Source organism: Tsukamurella conjunctivitidis (genome assembly GCF_007858475.1).
GTDB lineage: Bacteria > Actinomycetota > Actinomycetes > Mycobacteriales > Mycobacteriaceae > Tsukamurella > Tsukamurella conjunctivitidis.
In genome coordinates this window covers 153066-172795 of the sequence record NZ_VIGX01000004.1, presented here as the reverse complement: position 1 = coordinate 172795, position 19730 = coordinate 153066, and the positions used below count along the sequence as shown (strand labels likewise).

The window sequence follows — 19730 nt, the reverse complement described above, 5'->3', positions numbered from 1 at the left end:
GTCCATCGCGAAGCCCTTGCGCGATGTGTTGCCCATCACTATATACTTGGATATCCAAGTAATCAACCGGAGGATCTGAAAGTGGCTAGCACACAGGGGTATCGAGACTTCCTCGCCGCGCGCGACCTGCTGGTCGAGCTCGCAGACGACTACGACGCCGCGCGCGAGCGGTTCAGTTGGCCGCAGCTCGACGAGTGGAACTTCGCCCTCGACTGGTTCGACCGGGTGGCCGAGGGCAACGACTCCCCCGCGCTCTGGATCGTCGAGGAGGACGGTTCCGAGTCGAAGTTCAGCTACGCGGAGATGAGCGCCCGGAGCAATCGCGTCGCCAACTGGCTGCGCGAGCGCGGCGTGCGCCCGGGCGACCGGATCCTGCTGATGCTCTCGAACCAGGTCGAGCTGTGGGACGTCATGCTCGCCGCGATCAAGTTGGGCGCCGTGGTCATCCCCGCCACCACCCTGCTCGCCGAGGGCGACATCGCCGACCGCATCGCGCGCGGCGGCGCGAAGCACGTGATCGTGCGCAGCGAGCTGACCGAGCGGGTCCCCGCGGACGCCGAGGTCACACGCATCGCGATCGGCGATCCGGTTCCGGGCTGGGAGTCCTTCGCCGCGGCCTACACGGCGCCGGCGGACTTCACACCGTCGCACGTCACCCACGCGGGCGACACCCTGCTGCTGTATTTCACCTCGGGCACCACGAGCGCGCCGAAGCTGGTCGAGCACACGCACGCGAGCTACCCCGTGGGCCACCTGTCGACGATGTACTGGATCGGCCTGCGCCCCGGCGACGTGCACCTGAACGTGAGCTCGCCGGGTTGGGCGAAGCACGCCTGGAGCAACGTCTTCACGCCGTGGATCGCGCAGGCCTGCGTCTTCATCTACAACTACAACCGGTTCGACGCCGCCGCCCTGATGAAGCAGATGGAGCGCGCCGGCGTCACGAGCTTCTGCGCACCACCGACGGTGTGGCGCATGCTGATCCAGGCCGACCTCGGCGCACTGAAGACTCCGCCGCGCGTGGTCGTGGGCGCCGGCGAGCCGCTCAACCCCGAGGTGATCTCCCGGGTGCGGAACGCCTGGGGCGTGACGATCCGGGACGGCTTCGGGCAGACGGAGACCACGGTGCAGGTCGCGAACACGCCCGGGCAGCCGCTCAAGGACGGTTCCATGGGTCGCCCGTGCCCGGGGTACGACGTGGCGCTCGTCGACCCCGCGACGGGCGAGCAGGGCGTGGACGAGGGCGAGATCTGCCTGCGCCTGGACCCGCGCCCCCTCGGCCTCATGGTCGGCTACCACGGCGATCCGGAGAAGACCGCCAAGGTCATGGACGGCGGCGTCTACCACACCGGCGACGTCGCCTCGAAGGACGCGGACGGGTACCTCACCTACGTCGGGCGCACCGACGACGTCTTCAAGTCGAGCGACTACAAGATCAGCCCGTTCGAGCTGGAGTCCGTTCTGCTCGAGCACGACGCGGTGGCCGAGGCGGCCGTGGTCCCGGCTCCGGACGAGCTGCGCCTGGCGGTGCCGAAGGCGTACATCGTTCTCGCCGAAGGCTTCTCCCCCGACGAGGCGACCGCGCAGTCGATCTTCGGTTACAGCCGCGAGCACCTCGCGCCGTACAAGCGCGTGCGCCGCATCGCCTTCGCCGAGCTGCCGAAGACGATCAGCGGGAAGATCCGACGCGTCGAGCTGCGCAAGGCCGAGGAGCAGGGCCTCACGTCGCAGGAGTTCCGCGAGTCCTGACGAGACTCCCCCGCCGCGGCGGCGATCCGGACCCCGGGTCGCCGCCGCGGCCGTCTCAGGGCGTCTCGACCTGAACTGCGCCCACCACGCTGTGCACCGCGGACCGCCACCGGTCGTCGGAATCACCGGCGCACCAGGCGTGCAGCGCTGCCGCCACCACAGCGTAGGCGAGATCGTCGGCCCGCACCCCGGGCCGCAGCCGGCCCTCGCGCTCCGCGACGGCGAGCCGGTCGGCGATCGCGGCCGTCACCCCCTCGAATCCGGCGGCCCCCTCGCCCAACACCTCCGCCGCGCGCTCGCGCAGGCCGGGGCGCGCCACCAGGAGGCGCGCGAAGACGGTGGCGCTGGGCTGCGTGAGCGCGTCGAGCTGCGCGCAGAGCGCGGCCGCCACCGTCGGTGCGGTATCCGCGTCCGACGGTGCCGCCTCCCCCGCCTCCGCGCCGAGCAGGAAGCTGCGGTCCACCGCGTAGGCGGCGAGGAAGCCGTCGAAATCGTCGAAGTGCGCGTGCAGCAGTCCCGTGGAGACGCCCGCCTGCGTCGTGACCGCGCGGCCCGTGAGCCCGTCGACCCCGCGGCGCAGGACGACGGCCTCGGCGGCCGTGAACATGCGCTGACGCGCGCCGTCGATCGCGACTCCCCTGGGCATGCGTCGATTCTACGAGCCGAGCGGTCCTCCTTGCGCCGGGTATGAACATTCGCTCATACTAAGAATGAACGAGCGATCAAACCAGGAGGACAGCATGCCGGACCCCACCGACCACGCCCTGCGGGTCGTCATCGCCGGAGCCGGGATCGCCGGCCTCGCCACCGCGCTCCGGCTGCACCGCGACGGGCACCGAGTGCTCGTGGTCGAGCGCGCCCCCGTCCGCCGCACCGGCGGCTACCTGGTCAACCTCCTCGGACCGGGGTTCGACGCCGCGGAGGATCTGGGCCTCGTGCCCGCGCTCCGCGAACGGGACCAGGGCGTCTTCACCTCACTCCTGGTCCGCGCCGACGGCAGCACGAAACTGACCATGCCCGCCGCGCTCGCGGAACAGTCCCTCGGGTCGCGGGCGCTGACGATCTTCCGCGGCGACCTCGAGGGCGCGCTGTGGGACGCGATCGGCGACGCGGTGGAGTTCCGGTTCGGCACCACCGTCACGGCGATCGACGGCGCCGACGGCCCGCTGCGCGTGACGCTCGGCGACGGCACCGTCCACGACGCCGATCTGCTCGTCGGGGCCGACGGGCTGCATTCCGGGGTCCGCGATCTGGCGTTCGGTCCCGCGGAGCAGGTCGTCCGCGACCTGGGGCATGCCGTGGTGGCGTTCCCCCTGGGCGCAGCACCGGAGGGCCTGCCGGAGCAGACCGCGAGCACGTTCATCGACGTCGGGCGGACCGCGGCGGTCTTCCGGCCCCGCGGCCACGCGCCGTCCGCGTTCTTCACCTATCGCACCGCGAGCGCGGACGCCGACGCGGCGGGGTCCCCCGGTCGCGCCCTCGCGGAGCACTTCGGCGACCTCACCGGCCCGGTGCACGACGCCGTCCGGCGCACCGCCGGCAACGCGGACAGCGCGTACTTCGACTCCGTGAGCCAGGTGGTGATGGACCGGTGGACCAGCGGGCGCGTCGCGCTGGTCGGCGACGCCGCATGGTGCGTGTCCCTGTTCGCCGGCCACGGCGCCGGCCTCGCGCTGGCGGGTTCCGATCGACTGGGCCGGGCTCTCGCGGAGCACCCGGGGGACATCGACGCAGCGCTCCGCGACTGGGAGACGGCGCTGCGCCCCGAGATCACGAAGCGCCAGCAGCAGGCCCGGGCCGGGATGGCACGGTTCGCACCGCCGAGCCGCCTGCACCTCGGGGTGCAGGACCTGATGATCCGGACACTCACGGCGCCGCTGATCGGGCCGGCGCTGTTGCGCCTGATGAACCGAACCCGATAGTCGGCCCCTCCTCACCAGTCGTGAGCACGCATTGCCGACGAAACCGCGGGAATCGTTCCGAGCCGGGACCGTGAAGTCGCGAACCGGGGCGGTGGGACCGGTGACCGACCTAAGCTGGTCGTCTCATGCTGACCTACGTGCTCGACGTCCGGGACCTCTCGGACGTGCGCTTCGTCCTGGCGCCGATGAACGAGACCTCGCTGAGCCTGTTCCACCTGAACACGACACACGAGAGTTCCGCGCATCTGCAGCGCTGGCGCAGCAACGCGCAGGCGCAGCGGGACCGGTACGACCACCGGCTCGTCAGCGCGCTGGTGGCACCGTCGGGCAACGCGATCCCGGACTTCCTGACACCGATGCCCGAAGCCGGCAACGCGCGACCGTCGCTGGACGACGGCCTCGCGGCGATCGCCTCGACCGATCCCGGCTTGATCCACGCGCAACTGGACGAACTCCGGGAGGGCGCGGATCCCTCGCCCGCGCTGGCGCGCCTCCTCGACGACCCCGACCGGGCCGGGCCGCGCATCGCGGGAGCGCTGGAGCGCTATCACCGGGTGGTCATCGCTCCGATCTGGCCGTCGGTGAACCGGATCCTCGAAGCGGACATCACCTTCCGCGGCAGGGAACTGGCGATCGGCGGCCCGACGCAGTTGTTCGCCTCGCTCAATCCGAACCTGACGTGGGATCGCGACGGGCGGCTTCGACTGGACCTGGCCTACGCCCGGGACTCCGGCGAATACGCCTCCGCGGGCAGGGGACTCACGCTGATCCCCAGCGTCTTCCTCACCCGCCTGGTGAGCGCGCACTCCCCCGAGACGGCCGCGCCGCACGCCGGGTACCCGGCGCGGGGAAGCGCGACGCTCATGGACTCGATGCGGGAGGTGCCGCCGGGCGCACTGCGGCGGCTGATCGGCGGGGCGAAGGCGGACGTGCTGCACGCCCTGGACGAGCCGGTGGCGGTCAGCGAACTGGCGCGGCGACTGGAGGTCACGCCGTCGGCGGCCTCGCAGAGCCTGCGCGTGCTGCACGAGAACGGACTGGTCGACCGGGCTCGGAGCGGGCGCGAGGTGCTCTACCGGCGAACGCCGGACGGCGACCGGCTGGTGCGCGGCCACCGCGCCTGAGAGGTGGGGCGGGAAGGATCAGAAACGCAGGGCGGCGGGGCCGTTGTACTCGGGGTGCGCGGAGACGAAGCGCTGCAGGGCGGCGCGCATCCCGGCGGCGGCGAACCCGGAGCGCGGCGCGGCGGTGGGCTTCGCGGCATCGTCGTGGATGTCCGCGAGACGGGCGTAGACGGTGCCGGCGGTCGGGTCGGCGGTGAGGCTTGTGAAGTCACGGTAATTGGTCATGACCAAGAGTCTCCCGGCCGTGCGTTCGCGTCGCCAATCTTTAAGCGATGACCTAAAGTGTGACCGCGGACACTGTGCGCCCGAACACATCCGACGGCCCGCCGTCAGCGTGCGACCTCACGTCGTCCCGCGTCCAGGCGCCGGGTCCATCCGCGCCCGTCGAGCAATTCCAGCAGGGGGACCGCGACCCGCCGGCTGGTGCCGAGCGCCTGCCGCGCCTGGGAGACCGTGAAGGGCTGCGGCAGCTGGGCGAGCTCCCGCATGGCGAGCGCCGGGGCGCGCGGCGTCAGCACGATCCCCTCCGCCAGCCGCAGTAGTCTCCCCGCCCGTTCCGCCGCGGCGAGCTCGCGGGGTCCGAGCCGCAGCGCCGCGAGGTCGTCCGCATCCGGAGCGGCGAAGGGCACCGCAGCCAGTCGCCGCTCGAGTTCGGCGACGGCGGGCTCCGCCGGCCCCAGGTCGGTGCGGTGCCCCGGCAGGGCGAGCCGCCCGCCGTCCGATTCGAGCCCGGCACCGTCGACCACCGCCGACAGCAACGACGGATCCGGCAGGCCCAGGCCTTCCCGGGCGGCGCCCAGGGACAGTCCCGCCGCCAGCGGATCGCGCTCGTGCAGGTCGGCGACCAGGCCGCGCAACCGGGCCTGCCAGGTGTCGAGCGCGGCCTCGTGGACCCACCACGCCCCGATCTCCCGCACGCCATCCGGAAGCCGCGTGCCGAAGCCCAGATCATCGAGTCGCTCGCGCCGCACAGCACCGCGGCGCGCGACCTCCGCGAGCAGATCCCCGTCGCCCCCTCGCCCGGCGAGCGCGTCGGCGCGCCGGGCACCGTCACCGCGGCGCCGTAGCGGCGGCGGGTCCGCGTCCAGTACCCGCGCACCGCCCACGATCCGCTTCAGTCCGGGATCCCGCAGAACGAGTGCGTCCCCGAGCACGAGCGGTAGCTCCCGGGCCAGGGTCAGCCGGGCGTGCGCGCCGTCGAAGGGCCGGACGCGTGCGGGAACCGCGGCGGTGCCCGCGTGCACCGTGAGCCACTCGGGGACCTGTTCCCCGGGATCCGACGGCGCGAGCCGCACGTCCACCACGCCGGTCGTCGGCCACTGCTCCGGCGCGAGCAGCGCGTCGCCGCGGCGGACCTCCTCGACCGCGACCCCGCGCAGGTTCACCGCGACCCGCGAGACCGGCCCCACGGCGCCCGCTGCGGCGCCGTGCCGATGCAGCCCCCGCACCGTGACACGACGAGTACCGCGCGCGCCGAGCAGTTCCATCTCGTCGCCGACGCGCACCGTCCCCGCGGCGACGGTGCCCGTGACCACGGTCCCGGCGCCGACGACGGTGAAGGCCCGGTCGATCCAGATCCGCACGCGGGCATCGCCGTCGGGGCGGGGCACGTTCGCAAGAACCGCGTCGAGCGCCGTCCGGAGGCCGTCGAGCCCGGCACCGGTCACGGCGGAGACGGCCACGACGGGCGCGTCCGCGAGGCCGGTTCCGGCGAGCTCGCGGCGCGCCTGCGCGGCCACCGCGCCGACGGCGCCGGGCGCCCGGTCCGCCTTCGTGACCACGACCAGGCCGTGCTCGATGCCCAGGGCAGCCAGCGCATCCCGGTGATCGTCCGATTGCGCGCTCCACCCCTCGTCGGCGGCGACCACGAAGCAGACCACGGGCACGGGCCCGAGGCCCGCGAGCATGTTCCCGAGGAAGCGCTCGTGTCCGGGGACGTCGACGAAGGCCAGGTCGCGTCCGGACGGCAGTGTCGTCCAGGCGAACCCGAGATCGATGGTCAGACCCCGCCGTTGCTCCTCCGCCCAGCGGTCGGGCTCGATCCCGGTGAGCGTGCGGACCAGCGTGGACTTGCCGTGATCGACGTGGCCCGCGGTGGCTACGACGTACACGCACGCACCGCTTCCGCGACCGCAGCGTCCGCCTCCTCGGGCACACAGCGCAGGTCGAGCAGGCACGCACCGTCGGACAAGCGCGGCAGGATCGGCGGTTCACCCGCGCGCAACGGCGCCGCGAGCGACTCCGGGAGCCGGACCGCCCAGCCGGGCAACGGGACCCCCGGTGCCCCGCCGCCGCCCACCCGCCCGTCGTGCGGGACGACAGTGCCGCCCACCCGCGCGGCGAGCCGCTCCGCGCGGCGGCGCAGGTGCTCCGGATCGGCGTGGAGATAGGCGAGGACGGGTGCCTCGGGCCCGCCGACAGTGGCCTCGAGCGCCGCGAGCACCAACTTGTCAGCGCGAACGGCCCGAGCGAGCGGATGCTTCGCGAGCCGGGAGACGAGCTCGGCTCGGCCGAGCAGGACTCCGGCCTGCGGCCCGCCGAGCAGTTTGTCGCCGCTGGCCGTCACGACGTCGGCGCCCGCGGCGAGCGCCGAGGCCGCATCGGGCTCGGCGGGCAGGCAGGGATCCGCGGCGAGGAGCCCGCTGCCGAGATCCATCACCAGCGGTACGTCGCCGCAGACGGCGCGGAGCTCGGCGAGCGATACGTCCGCGGTGAAGCCCTCGACCCGGAAGTTGCTGGGGTGCACCTTGAGCACACATCCGGTCTCCGGCCCGATGGCCTCGGCGTAGTCCCGGACGTGCGTGCGGTTCGTCGTACCGACCTCGCGCAGCCGGGCGCCCGTGGACGCGATCAGGTCGGGCAGGCGGAAGCCCGCGCCGATCTCGATGAGCTCGCCGCGGCTGATCACCACTTCGCGGCCGGCGGCGAGGGCCGTGGTGGCGAGGACGAGGGCGGCCGCGCCGTTGTTGACGACCAGCGCCTCCTCCGCGGCGGGGCACGCCGCGAGCAGCGCCGCCCGCGCGGCAACGCCGCGCCTGCTCCGCGCGCCCGTGCCGAGGTCGAGCTCGACATCGGTGTAGCCGGCGGCGTCGACGAGCGCCGCGACGGCCGCCGCGGACAGCGGCGCGCGGCCGAGGTTGGTGTGCACGACGACGCCGGTGGCGTTGAGCACGGGCCGCAGCGAGGCCGGCGTCGCCGCAGCGAGCTCCCGCTCGACCGTGGTGGCGACCTCGCCGGGCGCGAGCTCGCCGCGCCGCGCGGCGTCCTGCGCCCCGGCGACGACGGTGCGCACCCGGCGCTCGCCGAGACGCACGGCGGCGGCGACCATCGCGGGGGCTGCGAGCAGGTGGTCGGTGCGCGGAATCGACTTGCGGGGGTCCGTCATCCGTCCTCCTCTGCATCTCGCGTGGCCCGCCGCCGTGGCGGAGAGTGGCGGAGGTGGACGGGAATCGAACCCGCCAGGCCGAGATACTCGACCTCACCGGTTTTGAAGACCGGGGGGCCCACCAGGAACCCGGACACCTCCGCGACCAACATAGCCGCACCGCGGCCCGCCGGTCCCGCCGAGTGCGCCGGGACCGCGTCGACGCCGGCGCGCCGGGCTACGGTGGGACCATGACCGACGAGATCGCCCGGCTCACCTCGTTCGCGCACGGAGGCGGCTGCGCCTGCAAGATCCCGCCGGGCGAGCTCGAGGACGCGGTGCGGGGCCTGCAGGGCCAGAACGCGCCGGACGTCCTCGTCGGGCTCGACGACGGCGACGACGCCGCCGCCGTCCGCCTCTCCGACGACCTCGCCGTGCTCTCCACCGCCGACTTCTTCACCCCGGTCGTCGACGATCCCTTCGACTGGGGCCGCATCGCGGCGGCCAACGCGCTGTCCGACGTCTACGCGATGGGCGGCCGTCCCGTGATGGCGATCAACCTGGTCGGCTGGCCCCGCGAACGGCTGCCCATGGAGCTCATGACCGAGGTGCTGCGCGGCGGCCTGGCCATCGCCCAGGAGGCCGGGTGCCCCGTCATCGGCGGGCACAGCATCGACGATCCGGAGCCCAAGTACGGCATGGCCGTGACCGGCGTCGGACACCCGGACCGGCTGCTGCGCAATGACTCCGCCGCCGCCGGCCTGCCGCTCACCCTGACCAAGCCGATCGGCGTCGGCCTGCTCAACAACCGGCACAAGCGCACCGGAGAGGCCTTCGAGGCCGCGATCGCCACCATGACGGCGCTCAACCGGGACGCCGCCGCCGCTGCGCTCGACGCGGGTGCCCGTGCCGCGACCGACGTCACCGGCTTCGGGCTGCTCGGGCATCTGTTCAAGATGTGCCGTGCCTCCGGCGTCGCGGCGGAGATCGACGCCGCCGCGGTGCCGCTGGTCGACGGTGCGCGGGAGGCCCTGCGAGACGGCTTCGTCTCGGGCGGCACGCGCCGCAACCTGGACTGGGTGGCGCCGCACCTCGACGCCGACGGTGTCGCGGAGGACGACCTGCTCTTCCTCGCCGACGCGCAGACCTCGGGCGGCCTGCTGGTGGTCGGCGAGGTGCCCGGCTACCCCGTGGTCGGCCGGACCGTCGCGGGGCCGGCCGGGCGCATCGTCATCCGGTGATCGAGCCCGTGTTCCCCGCTGCGCGGCGCGCGGCGAGGCGCCGCTTCTGCGGCTCGATCGTGTAGCGCGGGTCCTTCGCCGACTCCAGGCCGGCCTCGAAGACGCCGAACCGCGTGCAGGCCGACGCCGCGACGAGTGCGCCGCCGGACAGGGCGGCGAGGCCCCGTCGGACCCGACCGCGGCGACCGGCCGTGAGCAGCGCCCCCACGCCCCCGGCGACCGCGAGCCGCTCCGCCCACCGCATGAGCTTCCCCGGTGTCCCGTGGTGCAGGGGCTCCGCGGCGACGGGGTCCATGCGCGATTCCATGATCCGCGTCGCGGCCACATCGCCGATCACGCCGAGCACCGCGAGGTTCCGGGCCGGCGCGGCCTCCGCGGCCGGGGTCGTGACGAGCGCCAGGCCGCCGGCGGCGAGGCTCGCCGAACTGACGAAGACGAAGGGCAGGTCCCGGTACGCGGCGTTCCAGGTGGGCATCGCCGTATCGGCGAGGAGCACCGCGGTGTACGCGGCGAGCGGGGTGGCGAAGACGGCCGCGCCCAGCCCCGCGGGCGCCTCGCCGAACCGGAGCACCGACCGCAGCGGGCCGAGCGGGAGTCGCTCGCCGAGGATTCGGTCGACCTCCGCTGCGGCGGCGACGCCGATCATGCCGCTGTAGCCGGAGAGGATCCACGAGCCGACGCTCATCGGTGAGGTGACCTTGAACGTGCGCATCATGTGCAGGAATCGTTCCGGCCTGCCCAGGTCGGCGACCAGGGCCAGCGCACCGATGCCCGCCGCCCCCAGCCCGGCGAGCCGGGCATTGCGCCGCAGCGTGGGGTACCCGGCGAGCTGCGCGCCCGCGGCGAGCAGCCCGGAACCGCCCGCGATGCCGCCGAGCACGAGGTACGCGCCGACGGGCGCCTCCCAGGGCGGCGGCTTGACGATCGGGTGGCCGTAATAGCTGTCCACGTGCTCGATCACGGCCTCGGGCACCATCAGGTCATCGGCCCGGCGCCGCTTCGAAGCGCCGGCCCCGCGCGTGCCACGGCGCTCGGGGCGGGGCGGACGGAACTGGTCGAACTCGGAGCTGGTCACCGGCGGCCCTTCTTCCGCGCCGAGAGGAACGAGACCGCGGCCGCGGCGATCATGCCCGCCGCGGCGGTGCCGGCGCGCTTGTACATCGTCATCAGGTCGGCGGTGCACACCCGCGGGTCGGGCGGCAGTCCGTAGACCTCCGGCTCGTCGAGCAGGAGGAACACGGAACCGGTGCCGCCCACCCCGTCGTCGTCGTTCGCCCCGTACAGGCGCGCCTCGGTCATGCCCTGGGCATGCAGCTGCGCGACCCGTTCGCGGGCCGTCGCGACCATCTCCTCGCGCTCGCCGAACTTGATCGACGTGGTGGGGCAGGTCTTGGCGCACGCCGGCGTCTCGTCGTCACGGAGCCGGTCGTAGCAGAGGGTGCACTTCTGCGCGATGCCGCGGTTGTCCACCGGGGGCTGCTCGCCCTTGCGGTGGCCCTCGCGCACCGTCGGCGCGACGGTGCCGTCGCTGCGGCGCTCGACCACGCCGAAGGGGCAGCCCGCGACGCAGGTGCCGCAGCCGTTGCAGATGTCGTTCTGCACCACGACCGTGCCGAACTCGGTGCGCATCATCGCGCCCGTCGGGCACACGTCGAGGCAGCCGGCGTGCGTGCAGTGCTTGCACACGTCCGAGGACATGAGCCACCGGAACTCGGGGGTGTCCGGCGGGGTGAGGTCCGCTTCGCCCCACGCCGGCATCTCCTCGCTCGCCGGGCCGTCGCCGCCGCGCACCGCGGGCATGCCGAGACCGACCAGTGCCCGGCCGGATTCGCGGGCCCGCTCGATGCGCTCACGGTCCTGCTCGATGAAGGCGACGTGCCGCCACGTGCTGGCGCCGAGCGCGACGGTGTTGTCGTAGGACATGCCGGTGAGCTCGAGGTCACCGTCGCGCGGGTTGCGGTTCCACTCCTTGCACGCCACCTCGCACGCCTTGCAGCCGATGCAGATCGACGTGTCGGTGAAGAAGCCGCGCCGGGCCTCGTGCACGTGCCAGTGCGCGTCGGCACTCGGGTCGGTGGGGCCGGTCAGCTGTCCCATCGTCTCGCACCTCCTCGTCGCCGTGTCCGCGTCACCATCGGGTCCATCCCTCCTGCTCGGGATCGTCCCGCCCCGGGTCGGGGTCGATGTCGCCGGGCTTCGGGGCGGTCAGCCGCACGTTGTCCGTGTCGACGGTGACGCCCGCCCGGTCCCGGTAGCTCTGCACCAGGTCCTCCAGCGCCGCGCCGCGGGGACGGCGGCCCGCGATCACCGTGCAGGACCCCACCTTCGACTCCTGGATCTGCGTGTTCGGGTCCAGCGTGACCCCGATCAGATCGTTCGCGGCGTCTCCCGTCACGACGGCGTCGCTGCCGACACCCCAGTGGTAGGGCAGACCCACCTGGTGGACGGTACGCCCGCCGATGGTCAAGGGCCGCATCCGCTCGGTGACCAGCACGCGGCACTCGATCGCGGCGCGAGGCGAGATGATCGTGGCCCACCCCTCGTTCTCGAGCCCGCACTCGGCGGCCAGCCCCGGCGAGACCTCGCAGAACATCTCCGGCTGCAGCTCCGCGAGGTACGGCGACCAGCGGCTCATGCCGCCCGCGGTGTGGTGCTCGGTGAGCCGGTAGGTGGTGAAGACGTACGGATAGACCTCCGCCCCCGGGTCGCCCGCGCTGGGCGCGTCGAGATTGTCCTCGCGCGGGAACAGCACCCGGGCGGGGGCCTGTTGCTGCGGGTAGAGCGCGTTGCGCACCGGCGACTCCTGCGCCTCGTAGTGCGTGGGCAGCGGGCCGTCGACGAGGCCCGACGGAGCGAACAGCCAGCCCTTGCCGTCGGACTGCATGATGAACGGATCGTCGCCGGCGAGGGCATCGGCCCCCGTCGCCCCGGGTTCCGGGACCGTGCCGGGGGCGAGCGTCGCCGGGAAGTCCGGGACGTCGGGGCCGGCCCAGCGACCCGCGGCCTCGTCCCACCACAGGTACTTCTTGCGCTCGCTCCACGGCCGGCCCTGCGGGTCCGCGGACGCCCTGTTGTAGAGCAGCCGGCGATCGGCGGGCCACACCCAGCCCCATTCGGACTGCGTGACCCCGCCCCCGCCGTGGGGTACGCGGCGCGCGGCACGATTGGCACCGTCGGCGTAGACGCCGGTGTAGATCCAGCAGCCCGCGATCGTCGAACCGTCGGCCCTCAGCTGCGTGTACGACGTGAGGTTCTTCCCCGCGTCCGGACCGGAGACGAAGCGGCCGTTGATCTCCGACAGCACCGCCTCGGGATCCGGGTTGCCGTGCGCGTCCGGCGGATAGTCCCAGGTGAGGTCCAGCAGCGGGCGGTCGCGCTCGTCTGTCGAGCCCGCGAGACGCTCGCGGATCCGGATGCCCAGCTCGTAGAAGAAGTCGAGCTCGCTCTGGGCCTGGCCCGGTGGCTGCACGGCCTGGTGGCGCCACTGCAGCATGCGCTGGGTCTGGGTGAAGGAACCGGCCTTCTCGACGTGCGTGGCGGCGGGCATGAAGAAGACCTCGGTGCCGATGTCCTCGGTGCGCAGCTCGCCGGAGGCGATCTCCGGTCCGTCCTTCCACCACGTCGCCGACTCGATCATGTTGAGGTCCCGCACGACGAGCCACTTGAGCTTCGCCATGCCCATCCGCTGTTGCCGCCCGTTGGCGGAGCCGACGGCGGGGTTCTGGCCGAGCACGAAGTAACCGTCGACCTTCCCGTCCAGCATGTCGACGGCCGTCTGGTAGGTGCCCGCCGGCCCGTTCAGCTTCGGCAGGTAGTCGTAGGCGAAGTCGTTCTCCGCGGTGGCCGCGTCTCCCCACCAGGCCTTGAGCAGGCTGACCAGGTAGGTGTCGGCGTACTGCCAGTAGCCCTTGCCGGTGGCCGGGCGGACCGACGCCAGGTAGTCGGCGAGGCTGTCGTGCTTGCCGACCGAAGGCATCGGGAGGTAGCCGGGCAGCAGGTTGAACAGCGTGGGGATGTCGGTCGAGCCCTGGATGCTGGCGTGCCCGCGCAGCGCCATGATGCCGCTGCCCGGCCGCCCGACGTTGCCCAGTAGAAGCTGCAGGATCGCGGCGGTGCGGATGAACTGCGCGCCCATCGTGTGCTGTGTCCAGCCGGTGGCGTAGCCGAAGCACGTCGTGCGCTCGCGCCCGGAGTTGCTCGTGATCGACTCCGCCAGGTAGGCGAACTCGGCCGGCGAGATGCCGCACATGTCGGCCACGACCTCCGGGGTGTAGCGCGCGTAGTGCCGGCGCAGCACCTGGAAGACGGTCCGCGGGTCCTGCAGCGTCTCGTCGCGTCCCTCGGCGTACTGCCAGGTCGCCTGGTCGTACTTCCCGGTCTCCGGGTCGAATCCGGAGAACAGCCCGTGGAGATCCTCCGTGTCGCGGTACTCCTCGCCGACCATCTCCGCCGCGTTGGTGTACGCGACGACGTAATCGCGGAAGTACGCGTCGGTGGTGAGCACGTGGTTGATGAGCCCGCCGAGCAGCACGATGTCGGAGCCCGCGCGGATCGGCACGTGCCGGTCCGCCACCGCGGAGGTCCGCGTGAACCGCGGGTCCACATGGATCACCCGCGCGCCACGGGCCTTCGCCTCAGCGACCCACTGGAACCCGACGGGGTGCGCCTCGGCCATGTTGCCGCCCATGAGCACGATGCAATCCGCGTTGGCCATGTCCTGCAGGGACTGGGTGGCGCCGCCGCGCCCGAACGAGGCTCCCAGACCGGGAACCGTGGCGGAGTGTCATATGCGCGCCTGGTTCTCGATCTGGATGGCGCCCGCTGCGGTGAACAGCTTCTTGATGAGGTAGTTCTCCTCGTTGTCGAGCGTGGCGCCGCCCAACGAGGCGATCCCCATGGTGCGGCGCAGCGGCCGCCCGTGCTCGTCGAAGTCCTGCCAGCCGTGGCGCCGCGCCTCGACGAAGCGGTCCGCGATCATGTCGATCGCCGTGTCGCGGTCGAGGTCCTGCCACTCCGTGGCGTACGGGGCGCGGTACCGGATCTTCGTCTGCCGCAGCGGGTTGTTCACCAGCTGCTCGCTCGATGAGCCCTTGGGGCACAGACGCCCGCGCGAGATGGGCGAGTCCGGATCGCCCTCGATCTGGATGACCTTCTCGTCCTTGACGTAGACCTTCTGGCCGCAGCCGACGGCGCAGAACGGGCAGACGCTCTGCACCACGCGGTCGGCGGTCTTCGTGCGCGGCTCGAGCGCGCGGGTACGCGGCGACTCGACGGCCGGGCCGCGGCCGAAGACGTCCCCGGAGCGGAGCTGCCGCAGCACGGGCCATTCGAGGGGGCTGAACCTCGTCATGGCCCTCAGCGTAGCCCCGCCGTGATCGCGCCGCTCCGGAACCCGCTGTCGTCGCCCGTGAATCCGCGTCTGAGGCGCACACGAGGCGGGAACCGGCGGCCTGCCGACGCGAGCCGCGGATCCACGACGAGCACCGTGTGAGATCGTGAAGGCTCCCGTCGGCGACCGCGCCACGAGAGTCAGGGGGCCACCGCTCATGATCGAACTCGCACAGCGCGCGGAGCGGGAGCTCCCGCCCGAGGTCTGGGCATACCTGATGCGCGGCGCGACCGTCGGCGAGTCGCCGTGGGAGCGCTGGAGGTTCGCGCCGAGAGTGCTGCGCGACGTCCGGTCCATCGACACCACGACGAAGGTCTTCGGAGCCTGGCGCTCCCCCATCGGCATCGCGCCGACCGCCTTCCACCGACTGGTCCATCCCGGCGGCGAAGCGGCCGTCGCCCGTGCCGCCGCGGAGTGCGGCGCACCGTTCGTACTGTCCATGCGCGCCACGACGCGGATCGAGGACGTCGCCGCGGCAGCGACCGGGCCGTGGTGGCAGCAGGTCTACCTCATGCGCGACCGCGGCATCACCGACGAACTGGTGCGCCGCGCCGCCGCGGCCGGTGCGACGGCGCTGGTGCTCACCGGCGACACCCCGTACGTGGGCCGCTCCGGTGGCCGTGGGCTGCCGCCGCTGGACGACGACCTCGCCCTGGTGAACGTCGCCCAGCACCTGCCACCCGGGGCCGACGCGTGGGCCGCCATCGAACAGGACGCCGGAGCGTGCGTCGAGGACATCGGCCGGCTCGCGGATCTGGCCGGCCTCCCGGTCGTCGTCAAGGGCGTGCTGCGCGCCGACGAGGCCCGACGGTGCGTCGACGCGGGCGCCGCGGGAATCTGGGTGAGCGATCACGGCGGGCGGCAGCTGGGTCGCACCGTCGCTCCAGCGCAGGCCCTGCCCCGGGTCGCGGCGGCCGTCGGCGCCGAGGCGACCGTCCTCGTCGACGGCGACGTCCGCGACGGCCTCGACGCGCTCGCGGCGCTCGCGCTCGGCGCGGACGCCGTCTTCGTCGGCCGCCCGATCCTGTGGGGCCTGGCCGTCTCCGGGGCCGACGGTGTCCGCTCGGTGCTGAACGACCTGCACGACGAGCTCCGACACGTCATGGGGCTGGCGGGCGCCAGCCGCATCGCCGAGCTGTCTGACGACCTCGTCGTCGCCCGCTGATCCGTACCGCCCCACCCGAACCGGTCCGTATCGTGGTGCCCGTACGCCCACCCCAGGAGGACATGCATGCTCACCGGTCGCGCACTGCTGCTGGACATGGACGGCACGCTGGTCGATTCGCACGCCGTCGTCGAACGCTGCTGGACCCGGTGGGCGCGGGAGAAGGGCCTCGACCCCGCCGCCGTGCTGGCCGTCGCGCACGGCCGGCAGGGGCACGCGACCATGGCCGAACTGCTGCCCGACCGCCCGGCGGAGGTCAATCTCGCCGAGAACCGCCTCCTGCTCGCGCAGGAGACCGCCGACACCGAGGGCGTCGTCCCCGTCGCGGGAGCGCCCGCGTTCCTCGCCGCGCTCGACGGTGCGCCGCACGCCCTGGTGACCTCGGCGGACGTGCCCCTCTCGACGGCGCGCATGGGCGCGGCGGGCCTGCCGCTGCCGGCGGTGCGGGTGACGGCCGAGGACGTGCGCGCCAGCAAGCCCGACCCCGAGGGCTTCCTCCACGGCGCGGCGCTGCTGGGCGTCGACCCCGCCGACTGCATCGTCTTCGAGGACTCGGAGGCCGGCGTCGCCGCCGCGAAGGCCGCCGGGATGCGCGTGGTCGGGGTGGGCCCGCAGGCGGCCCGCTTCTCCCCCGACGCACACGTCGACGACCTGACGGCGGTCGGCGTCACCGTCGACGACGAGGGCATCCACCTCACCGTCTGACGAACCTCCGAACGCGGACGAGACGGTCGGGCATCTCGGGGACATAGAGAGGTGTGACGTCCACGATGAGAACCGACGAATCCGCGGACCGGACCCTCCTCGCCCGCGCCGCGGGCGGGGACGGCTCCGCCTTCGCGGCGATCCATGATCGCCACGTGCGCCCCGTCTACTGGCAGGCTTACACCGTGCTGCGCGACGCCGATGCCGCGCAGGAAGTCGCCCAGGACACCTTCCTCACGCTCTGGCGCCGCATCGATTCGGTGCGGATCGTCGACGAGTCGGTGCTCCCGTGGCTGCTCACCACCGCGCGGTACACCGCGCTCAACGCGGGGCGGCGCCTCTCCGCGGTCCGCGACAGATCGGCCCCGCTCGACGACGCCGAGCCGCCGGACGCGACGCCCTCGCCCGAGGACGAGGTGCTCGCCGCCGAGGTCCGCACGCTCATCGCCGGCGCGGTGAACGCCCTGTCCCCCACCGACCAGCGCCTCTACCGCCTGTGCGTGGAGGACGAACAGACCTACGAGCGGGCCGCCGCGGAGGTGGGCGTGACCCACGCCGCCGTGCGCAACCGCGTCTCCCGGCTGCGCGGCCGCCTGCGCGCCGACCTGAGCACCCTGAGGGAGCAGTCATGACCGCCCGGATCACCCCCGACGACATCCTCACCGACGACCGCCTCGCCGCCATGCGCTCCGCGGTGATGACCGAGGTCGGCGACGACCTGCGGGCGCGGCGCCGCAGCCGCAAGCACCGGACGCTGGGCATCGCCGCGGCCGCCACGATCGCGGTGGTGGCCGTGGGCGGGGTGGTGGCGAGCCAGTTCCAGGGCGGCGGAAGCGACTCCGCGTTCTCGGCCCCGGCGCCGCAGACCGCGACCGCGGGTCGCGGTGCCGCGGAGTCCGCGCCCATCACCGGCGGCGCGCCGACGATCGCTCCCGCCCCGAAGGCGGCACCCACGACGGGGGCCGCCGCGCCCACGACGGGGGCGGGCGCACCGTCGACACCGGCGAACGCCCCGGCGTCGCGGCAGGTGATCACCACCGGCACCGTCGACGTGACGAACCCCGACCCGGCGGCGGTGTCCACAGAGCTGGCCGCGCTCGCCGAACGGCTCGGCGGACGGGTCGACCAGCGCACCGAGACCGGCGGCGAGAACGCCCGCGCCAGGCTGACACTGCGGGTGCCGAACGAGAAGGTGAACGAGCTGGTGGAGAAGGTCGGCGGCCTGGGCGAGGTCGGCTCCGTGCGGCTGGAGCACGAGGACGTGACCGGCACCGTCGTCGATCTCGAGGCGCGGATCCGCGCGACTCAGGTCTCCGTCGACCGGCTCACGGCGAACCTCGCGCGGGCCGAGACCACCGACCAGGTGATCGCGGCCGAGTCCGCGCTCACCTCCCGGCAGCAGGAGTTGGAGACGCTGCAGTCGCGGCGCGCGTCGATCGGGGACCAGGTGTCGCTCTCGACGGTGACGGTGTCGATCGACAAGCCGGCCGCGGCCGGCGCCGACCGGTCCGGGTTCACGGGCGGGCTGCGGAACGGCTGGGACGCCCTGCTCGGCGCCGGACGGTGGCTGCTGGTGATCGTCGGCGCCGTGTTGCCGTGGGCCGCGGTGCTGCTGATCGTCTACGGGCTTTACCGGGCGGTGCGGCGCCTCCGGCCCCGCTCCTGATCGACTAGGACGGGACGATGAGCGCGCGGGCCGTGGCGAACCGTGGCCCGCGCGCACCGTCGACCTCGACGAAGAAGTCGGCCTCGGAGAAGCTCTGCTTGCTGCCGGGCTTCACCACCCGGCCGACGGCCAGGAAGGCCTCGCCCTGAGCGGGGCGCAGGAACTGCGTGTCCATCTGCGTGACGAGGCCGCCCGCGCCGGGATGCATCGCGAGGGCGTAGCCGCACGCGTTCTCGAGGACGCCGGCGATGAGCGCGGCGTGCAGGCCCCCGACGTTCTGGCACAGGTCGTCGCGGCGCTCGAGGCGGAGCACGACCTCCTCCCGGTCGGCGCTGAGCACCTCGATACCGGCCCAGCGGTTGAACGGCAGGGAGTCGTTGTAGTTGACGAGTTCCTCGAAGGTCACCCCTGCACTATCGCACCCCGCCGGTCAGCGGCCGCTGGCGGCGAGGACCGGTGCGGGTGTGGGGCGCGGCGTCGGGGCGGGGCTCGGGGCCGGCGCGACCGGGGCGCCGAGGCCGCCCAGGCCCGACAGGACGTCGAAGGCGATCTCGCCCGTCTGCCAGAGCGCCAGGATCGCGCCCTCGGTAGCCGGGCGGACGCCGGGGTTCTGCAGCGCGAGCCCGTTCGCGAAGGTGAGGGTGTTGTAACCGTCGTCGGCGGCGCGCAGCATCAGGTTGGAGGCGACGCCGGCGCCGACGAGCCGGTCGAGCCCCTGCCCGAAGAAGTAGAAGGTCCACAGGCCCCACAGGTCGGCGTCGTAGATGCGCTTGCTGCGTTCCGGGATCACGTTGCCGTTCTTCGCGATCGAGTCCACGATGCGGTAGAAGTCGAGCGCGTTCGCGGGCGTGCTGCGGGTCTGCGCGACCGTGTACGCCAGGTCGACAGTGATGTGTGCGTTGTAGCCCGCCATCGCCACCCGGCCGGGAGGCAGCTCGCACCGCGCGGCCAGCCGGAAGTAGTTGCCCCACCACTGCGGCACGGCGCCACCGGTCCACTGCGCGTGCACGGCCCGCAGGTAGCGGCTGACCAGGTCGATCGACAGCGATTTCGTGTAGCGGGGATCGTCGAGGCCCGCCTCGTTCCGCTGCGTCGGGGTCACCGCATCGCGGATCACGCCGTCCATGCCGACGCCGAACAGGCCCCGCCGGTCGCGGTGGGCGGCCAGGATGTCGGCGATGCCGCGCTGCCGCACCGCGAGGTCGTCCAAGCTCGCGAACGTCGGCGCGGTGGGGAGCGCACGCGGGTCGGAGAGCGCGACGATGCGCGCGTTCTCCGCGGGTGTCAACGCCGTGCCGCAGTAGGGCGACGGTGCCGCGCTCGCCGGAGCGACGAAGAGCGAGACGGTGACGAGGGCGGCGGCGACCGCGCCGGCGACCCGCGCCGACCGTCGGGGCGTCATGCG

The 19730-nt window shown here is 73.3% G+C and carries 17 protein-coding genes and 1 tRNA gene; 8 read left to right on the top strand and 10 right to left on the bottom strand.

Annotated features, from left to right (window positions below; all coding sequences use genetic code 11):
• Positions 1–81: 81 nt before the first annotated feature.
• A complete protein-coding gene (locus FK530_RS09965) occupies positions 82–1749 on the top strand; it encodes an AMP-binding protein (protein ID WP_146486857.1) in 1668 nt (555 codons plus the stop codon).
• A 55-nt stretch (positions 1750–1804) separates the two neighbouring features.
• Here FK530_RS09965 and FK530_RS09960 read toward each other — a convergent pair whose 3' ends face one another.
• Positions 1805–2395 carry a TetR/AcrR family transcriptional regulator gene (locus tag FK530_RS09960; RefSeq protein WP_146486856.1) on the bottom strand — a complete coding sequence of 197 codons (591 nt, stop codon included), beginning with the start codon at positions 2393–2395 and terminating at the stop codon, positions 1805–1807.
• Positions 2396–2489: 94 nt separating this feature from the next.
• On the opposite strand from FK530_RS09960, the gene FK530_RS09955 reads away from it, so the two are divergent.
• Entirely contained in the window at positions 2490–3671 is a 1182-nt protein-coding gene (locus FK530_RS09955; RefSeq protein ID WP_146486855.1) for an FAD-dependent oxidoreductase, read from the top strand.
• A gap of 125 nt (positions 3672–3796) precedes the next feature.
• The gene (locus FK530_RS09950; protein WP_146486854.1) at positions 3797–4795 is read left to right on the top strand and encodes an ArsR/SmtB family transcription factor; all 999 of its coding nucleotides are present in this window, start codon (positions 3797–3799) and stop codon (positions 4793–4795) included.
• An 18-nt stretch (positions 4796–4813) separates the two neighbouring features.
• On the opposite strand, the gene FK530_RS09945 is transcribed toward FK530_RS09950, so the two are convergent.
• The 4 genes from FK530_RS09945 to FK530_RS09930 all read right to left on the bottom strand — a co-directional run bounded on the left by FK530_RS09945 (position 4814) and on the right by FK530_RS09930 (position 8321).
• Positions 4814–5020, bottom strand: a complete 207-nt coding sequence (locus tag FK530_RS09945) for a hypothetical protein (protein ID WP_146486853.1) — start codon at positions 5018–5020, stop codon at positions 4814–4816.
• 104 nt (positions 5021–5124) lie between these two features.
• A complete protein-coding gene (gene selB, locus FK530_RS09940; protein WP_146486852.1) occupies positions 5125–6906 on the bottom strand; it encodes a selenocysteine-specific translation elongation factor in 1782 nt (593 codons plus the stop codon).
• The gene (gene selA / locus FK530_RS09935; RefSeq protein ID WP_146486851.1) at positions 6894–8180 is read right to left on the bottom strand and encodes an L-seryl-tRNA(Sec) selenium transferase; all 1287 of its coding nucleotides are present in this window, start codon (positions 8178–8180) and stop codon (positions 6894–6896) included. Before selA ends, selB begins: the two co-directional genes overlap by 13 nt.
• Before the next feature lie 45 nt (positions 8181–8225).
• Positions 8226–8321 (bottom strand) — tRNA-Sec (locus tag FK530_RS09930).
• Positions 8322–8410: 89 nt separating this feature from the next.
• On the opposite strand from FK530_RS09930, the gene selD reads away from it, so the two are divergent.
• Positions 8411–9400 carry a selenide, water dikinase SelD gene (gene selD / locus FK530_RS09925; protein ID WP_146486850.1) on the top strand — a complete coding sequence of 330 codons (990 nt, stop codon included), beginning with the start codon at positions 8411–8413 and terminating at the stop codon, positions 9398–9400.
• Here selD and nrfD read toward each other — a convergent pair.
• From nrfD to fdnG, 3 genes are read right to left on the bottom strand one after another with little or no spacing between them, the layout of a single operon-like run.
• On the bottom strand, positions 9390–10475 hold the full coding sequence (gene nrfD, locus FK530_RS09920) for an NrfD/PsrC family molybdoenzyme membrane anchor subunit (RefSeq protein WP_146486849.1): 1086 nt from the start codon (positions 10473–10475) through the stop codon (positions 9390–9392). The two genes, selD and nrfD, sit on opposite strands and share 11 nt — an antisense overlap.
• On the bottom strand, positions 10472–11497 hold the full coding sequence (locus FK530_RS09915) for a 4Fe-4S dicluster domain-containing protein (protein WP_146486848.1): 1026 nt from the start codon (positions 11495–11497) through the stop codon (positions 10472–10474). The genes nrfD and FK530_RS09915 overlap by 4 nt, the downstream gene beginning before the upstream one ends.
• A 31-nt stretch (positions 11498–11528) precedes the next feature.
• Positions 11529–14750 carry a formate dehydrogenase-N subunit alpha gene (gene fdnG, locus FK530_RS09910; RefSeq protein ID WP_231706576.1) on the bottom strand — a complete coding sequence of 1074 codons (3222 nt, stop codon included), beginning with the start codon at positions 14748–14750 and terminating at the stop codon, positions 11529–11531.
• Positions 14751–14946: 196 nt separating this feature from the next.
• On the opposite strand from fdnG, the gene FK530_RS09900 reads away from it, so the two are divergent.
• The 4 genes from FK530_RS09900 to FK530_RS09885 all read left to right on the top strand — a co-directional run bounded on the left by FK530_RS09900 (position 14947) and on the right by FK530_RS09885 (position 18325).
• Positions 14947–15954, top strand: a complete 1008-nt coding sequence (locus tag FK530_RS09900) for an alpha-hydroxy acid oxidase (RefSeq protein WP_146486846.1) — start codon at positions 14947–14949, stop codon at positions 15952–15954.
• A 66-nt stretch (positions 15955–16020) separates the two neighbouring features.
• A complete protein-coding gene (locus FK530_RS09895) occupies positions 16021–16659 on the top strand; it encodes an HAD-IA family hydrolase (protein ID WP_146486845.1) in 639 nt (212 codons plus the stop codon).
• Positions 16660–16724: 65 nt separating this feature from the next.
• Positions 16725–17291 carry an RNA polymerase sigma factor gene (locus tag FK530_RS09890; RefSeq protein WP_146486844.1) on the top strand — a complete coding sequence of 189 codons (567 nt, stop codon included), beginning with the start codon at positions 16725–16727 and terminating at the stop codon, positions 17289–17291.
• Positions 17288–18325, top strand: a complete 1038-nt coding sequence (locus tag FK530_RS09885; protein WP_146486843.1) for a DUF4349 domain-containing protein — start codon at positions 17288–17290, stop codon at positions 18323–18325. Before FK530_RS09890 ends, FK530_RS09885 begins: the two co-directional genes overlap by 4 nt.
• Positions 18326–18329: 4 nt before the next feature.
• Here FK530_RS09885 and FK530_RS09880 read toward each other — a convergent pair whose 3' ends face one another.
• Positions 18330–18731 carry a PaaI family thioesterase gene (locus tag FK530_RS09880; RefSeq protein ID WP_146486842.1) on the bottom strand — a complete coding sequence of 134 codons (402 nt, stop codon included), beginning with the start codon at positions 18729–18731 and terminating at the stop codon, positions 18330–18332.
• Positions 18732–18755: 24 nt separating this feature from the next.
• Positions 18756–19727, bottom strand: a complete 972-nt coding sequence (locus tag FK530_RS09875) for a DUF5995 family protein (protein WP_146486841.1) — start codon at positions 19725–19727, stop codon at positions 18756–18758.
• Positions 19728–19730: the final 3 nt, after the last annotated feature.

Excerpts from the sequence above, each read along its gene's own strand:
- FK530_RS09890 (WP_146486844.1), top strand. The coding sequence starts at position 16,725 with ATGAGAACCGACGAATCCGCGGACCGGACCCTCCTCGCCCGCGCCGCG.
- selD (WP_146486850.1), top strand. The coding sequence starts at position 8,411 with ATGACCGACGAGATCGCCCGGCTCACCTCGTTCGCGCACGGAGGCGGC.
- FK530_RS09945 (WP_146486853.1), bottom strand. The coding sequence starts at position 5,020 with ATGACCAATTACCGTGACTTCACAAGCCTCACCGCCGACCCGACCGCC.
- FK530_RS09915 (WP_146486848.1), bottom strand. The coding sequence starts at position 11,497 with ATGGGACAGCTGACCGGCCCCACCGACCCGAGTGCCGACGCGCACTGG.
- FK530_RS09955 (WP_146486855.1), top strand. The coding sequence starts at position 2,490 with ATGCCGGACCCCACCGACCACGCCCTGCGGGTCGTCATCGCCGGAGCC.
- FK530_RS09885 (WP_146486843.1), top strand. The coding sequence starts at position 17,288 with ATGACCGCCCGGATCACCCCCGACGACATCCTCACCGACGACCGCCTC.
- FK530_RS09895 (WP_146486845.1), top strand. The coding sequence starts at position 16,021 with ATGCTCACCGGTCGCGCACTGCTGCTGGACATGGACGGCACGCTGGTC.
- FK530_RS09950 (WP_146486854.1), top strand. The coding sequence starts at position 3,797 with ATGCTGACCTACGTGCTCGACGTCCGGGACCTCTCGGACGTGCGCTTC.
- FK530_RS09875 (WP_146486841.1), bottom strand. The coding sequence starts at position 19,727 with ATGACGCCCCGACGGTCGGCGCGGGTCGCCGGCGCGGTCGCCGCCGCC.
- FK530_RS09900 (WP_146486846.1), top strand. The coding sequence starts at position 14,947 with ATGATCGAACTCGCACAGCGCGCGGAGCGGGAGCTCCCGCCCGAGGTC.
- selA (WP_146486851.1), bottom strand. The coding sequence starts at position 8,180 with ATGACGGACCCCCGCAAGTCGATTCCGCGCACCGACCACCTGCTCGCA.
- FK530_RS09960 (WP_146486856.1), bottom strand. The coding sequence starts at position 2,395 with ATGCCCAGGGGAGTCGCGATCGACGGCGCGCGTCAGCGCATGTTCACG.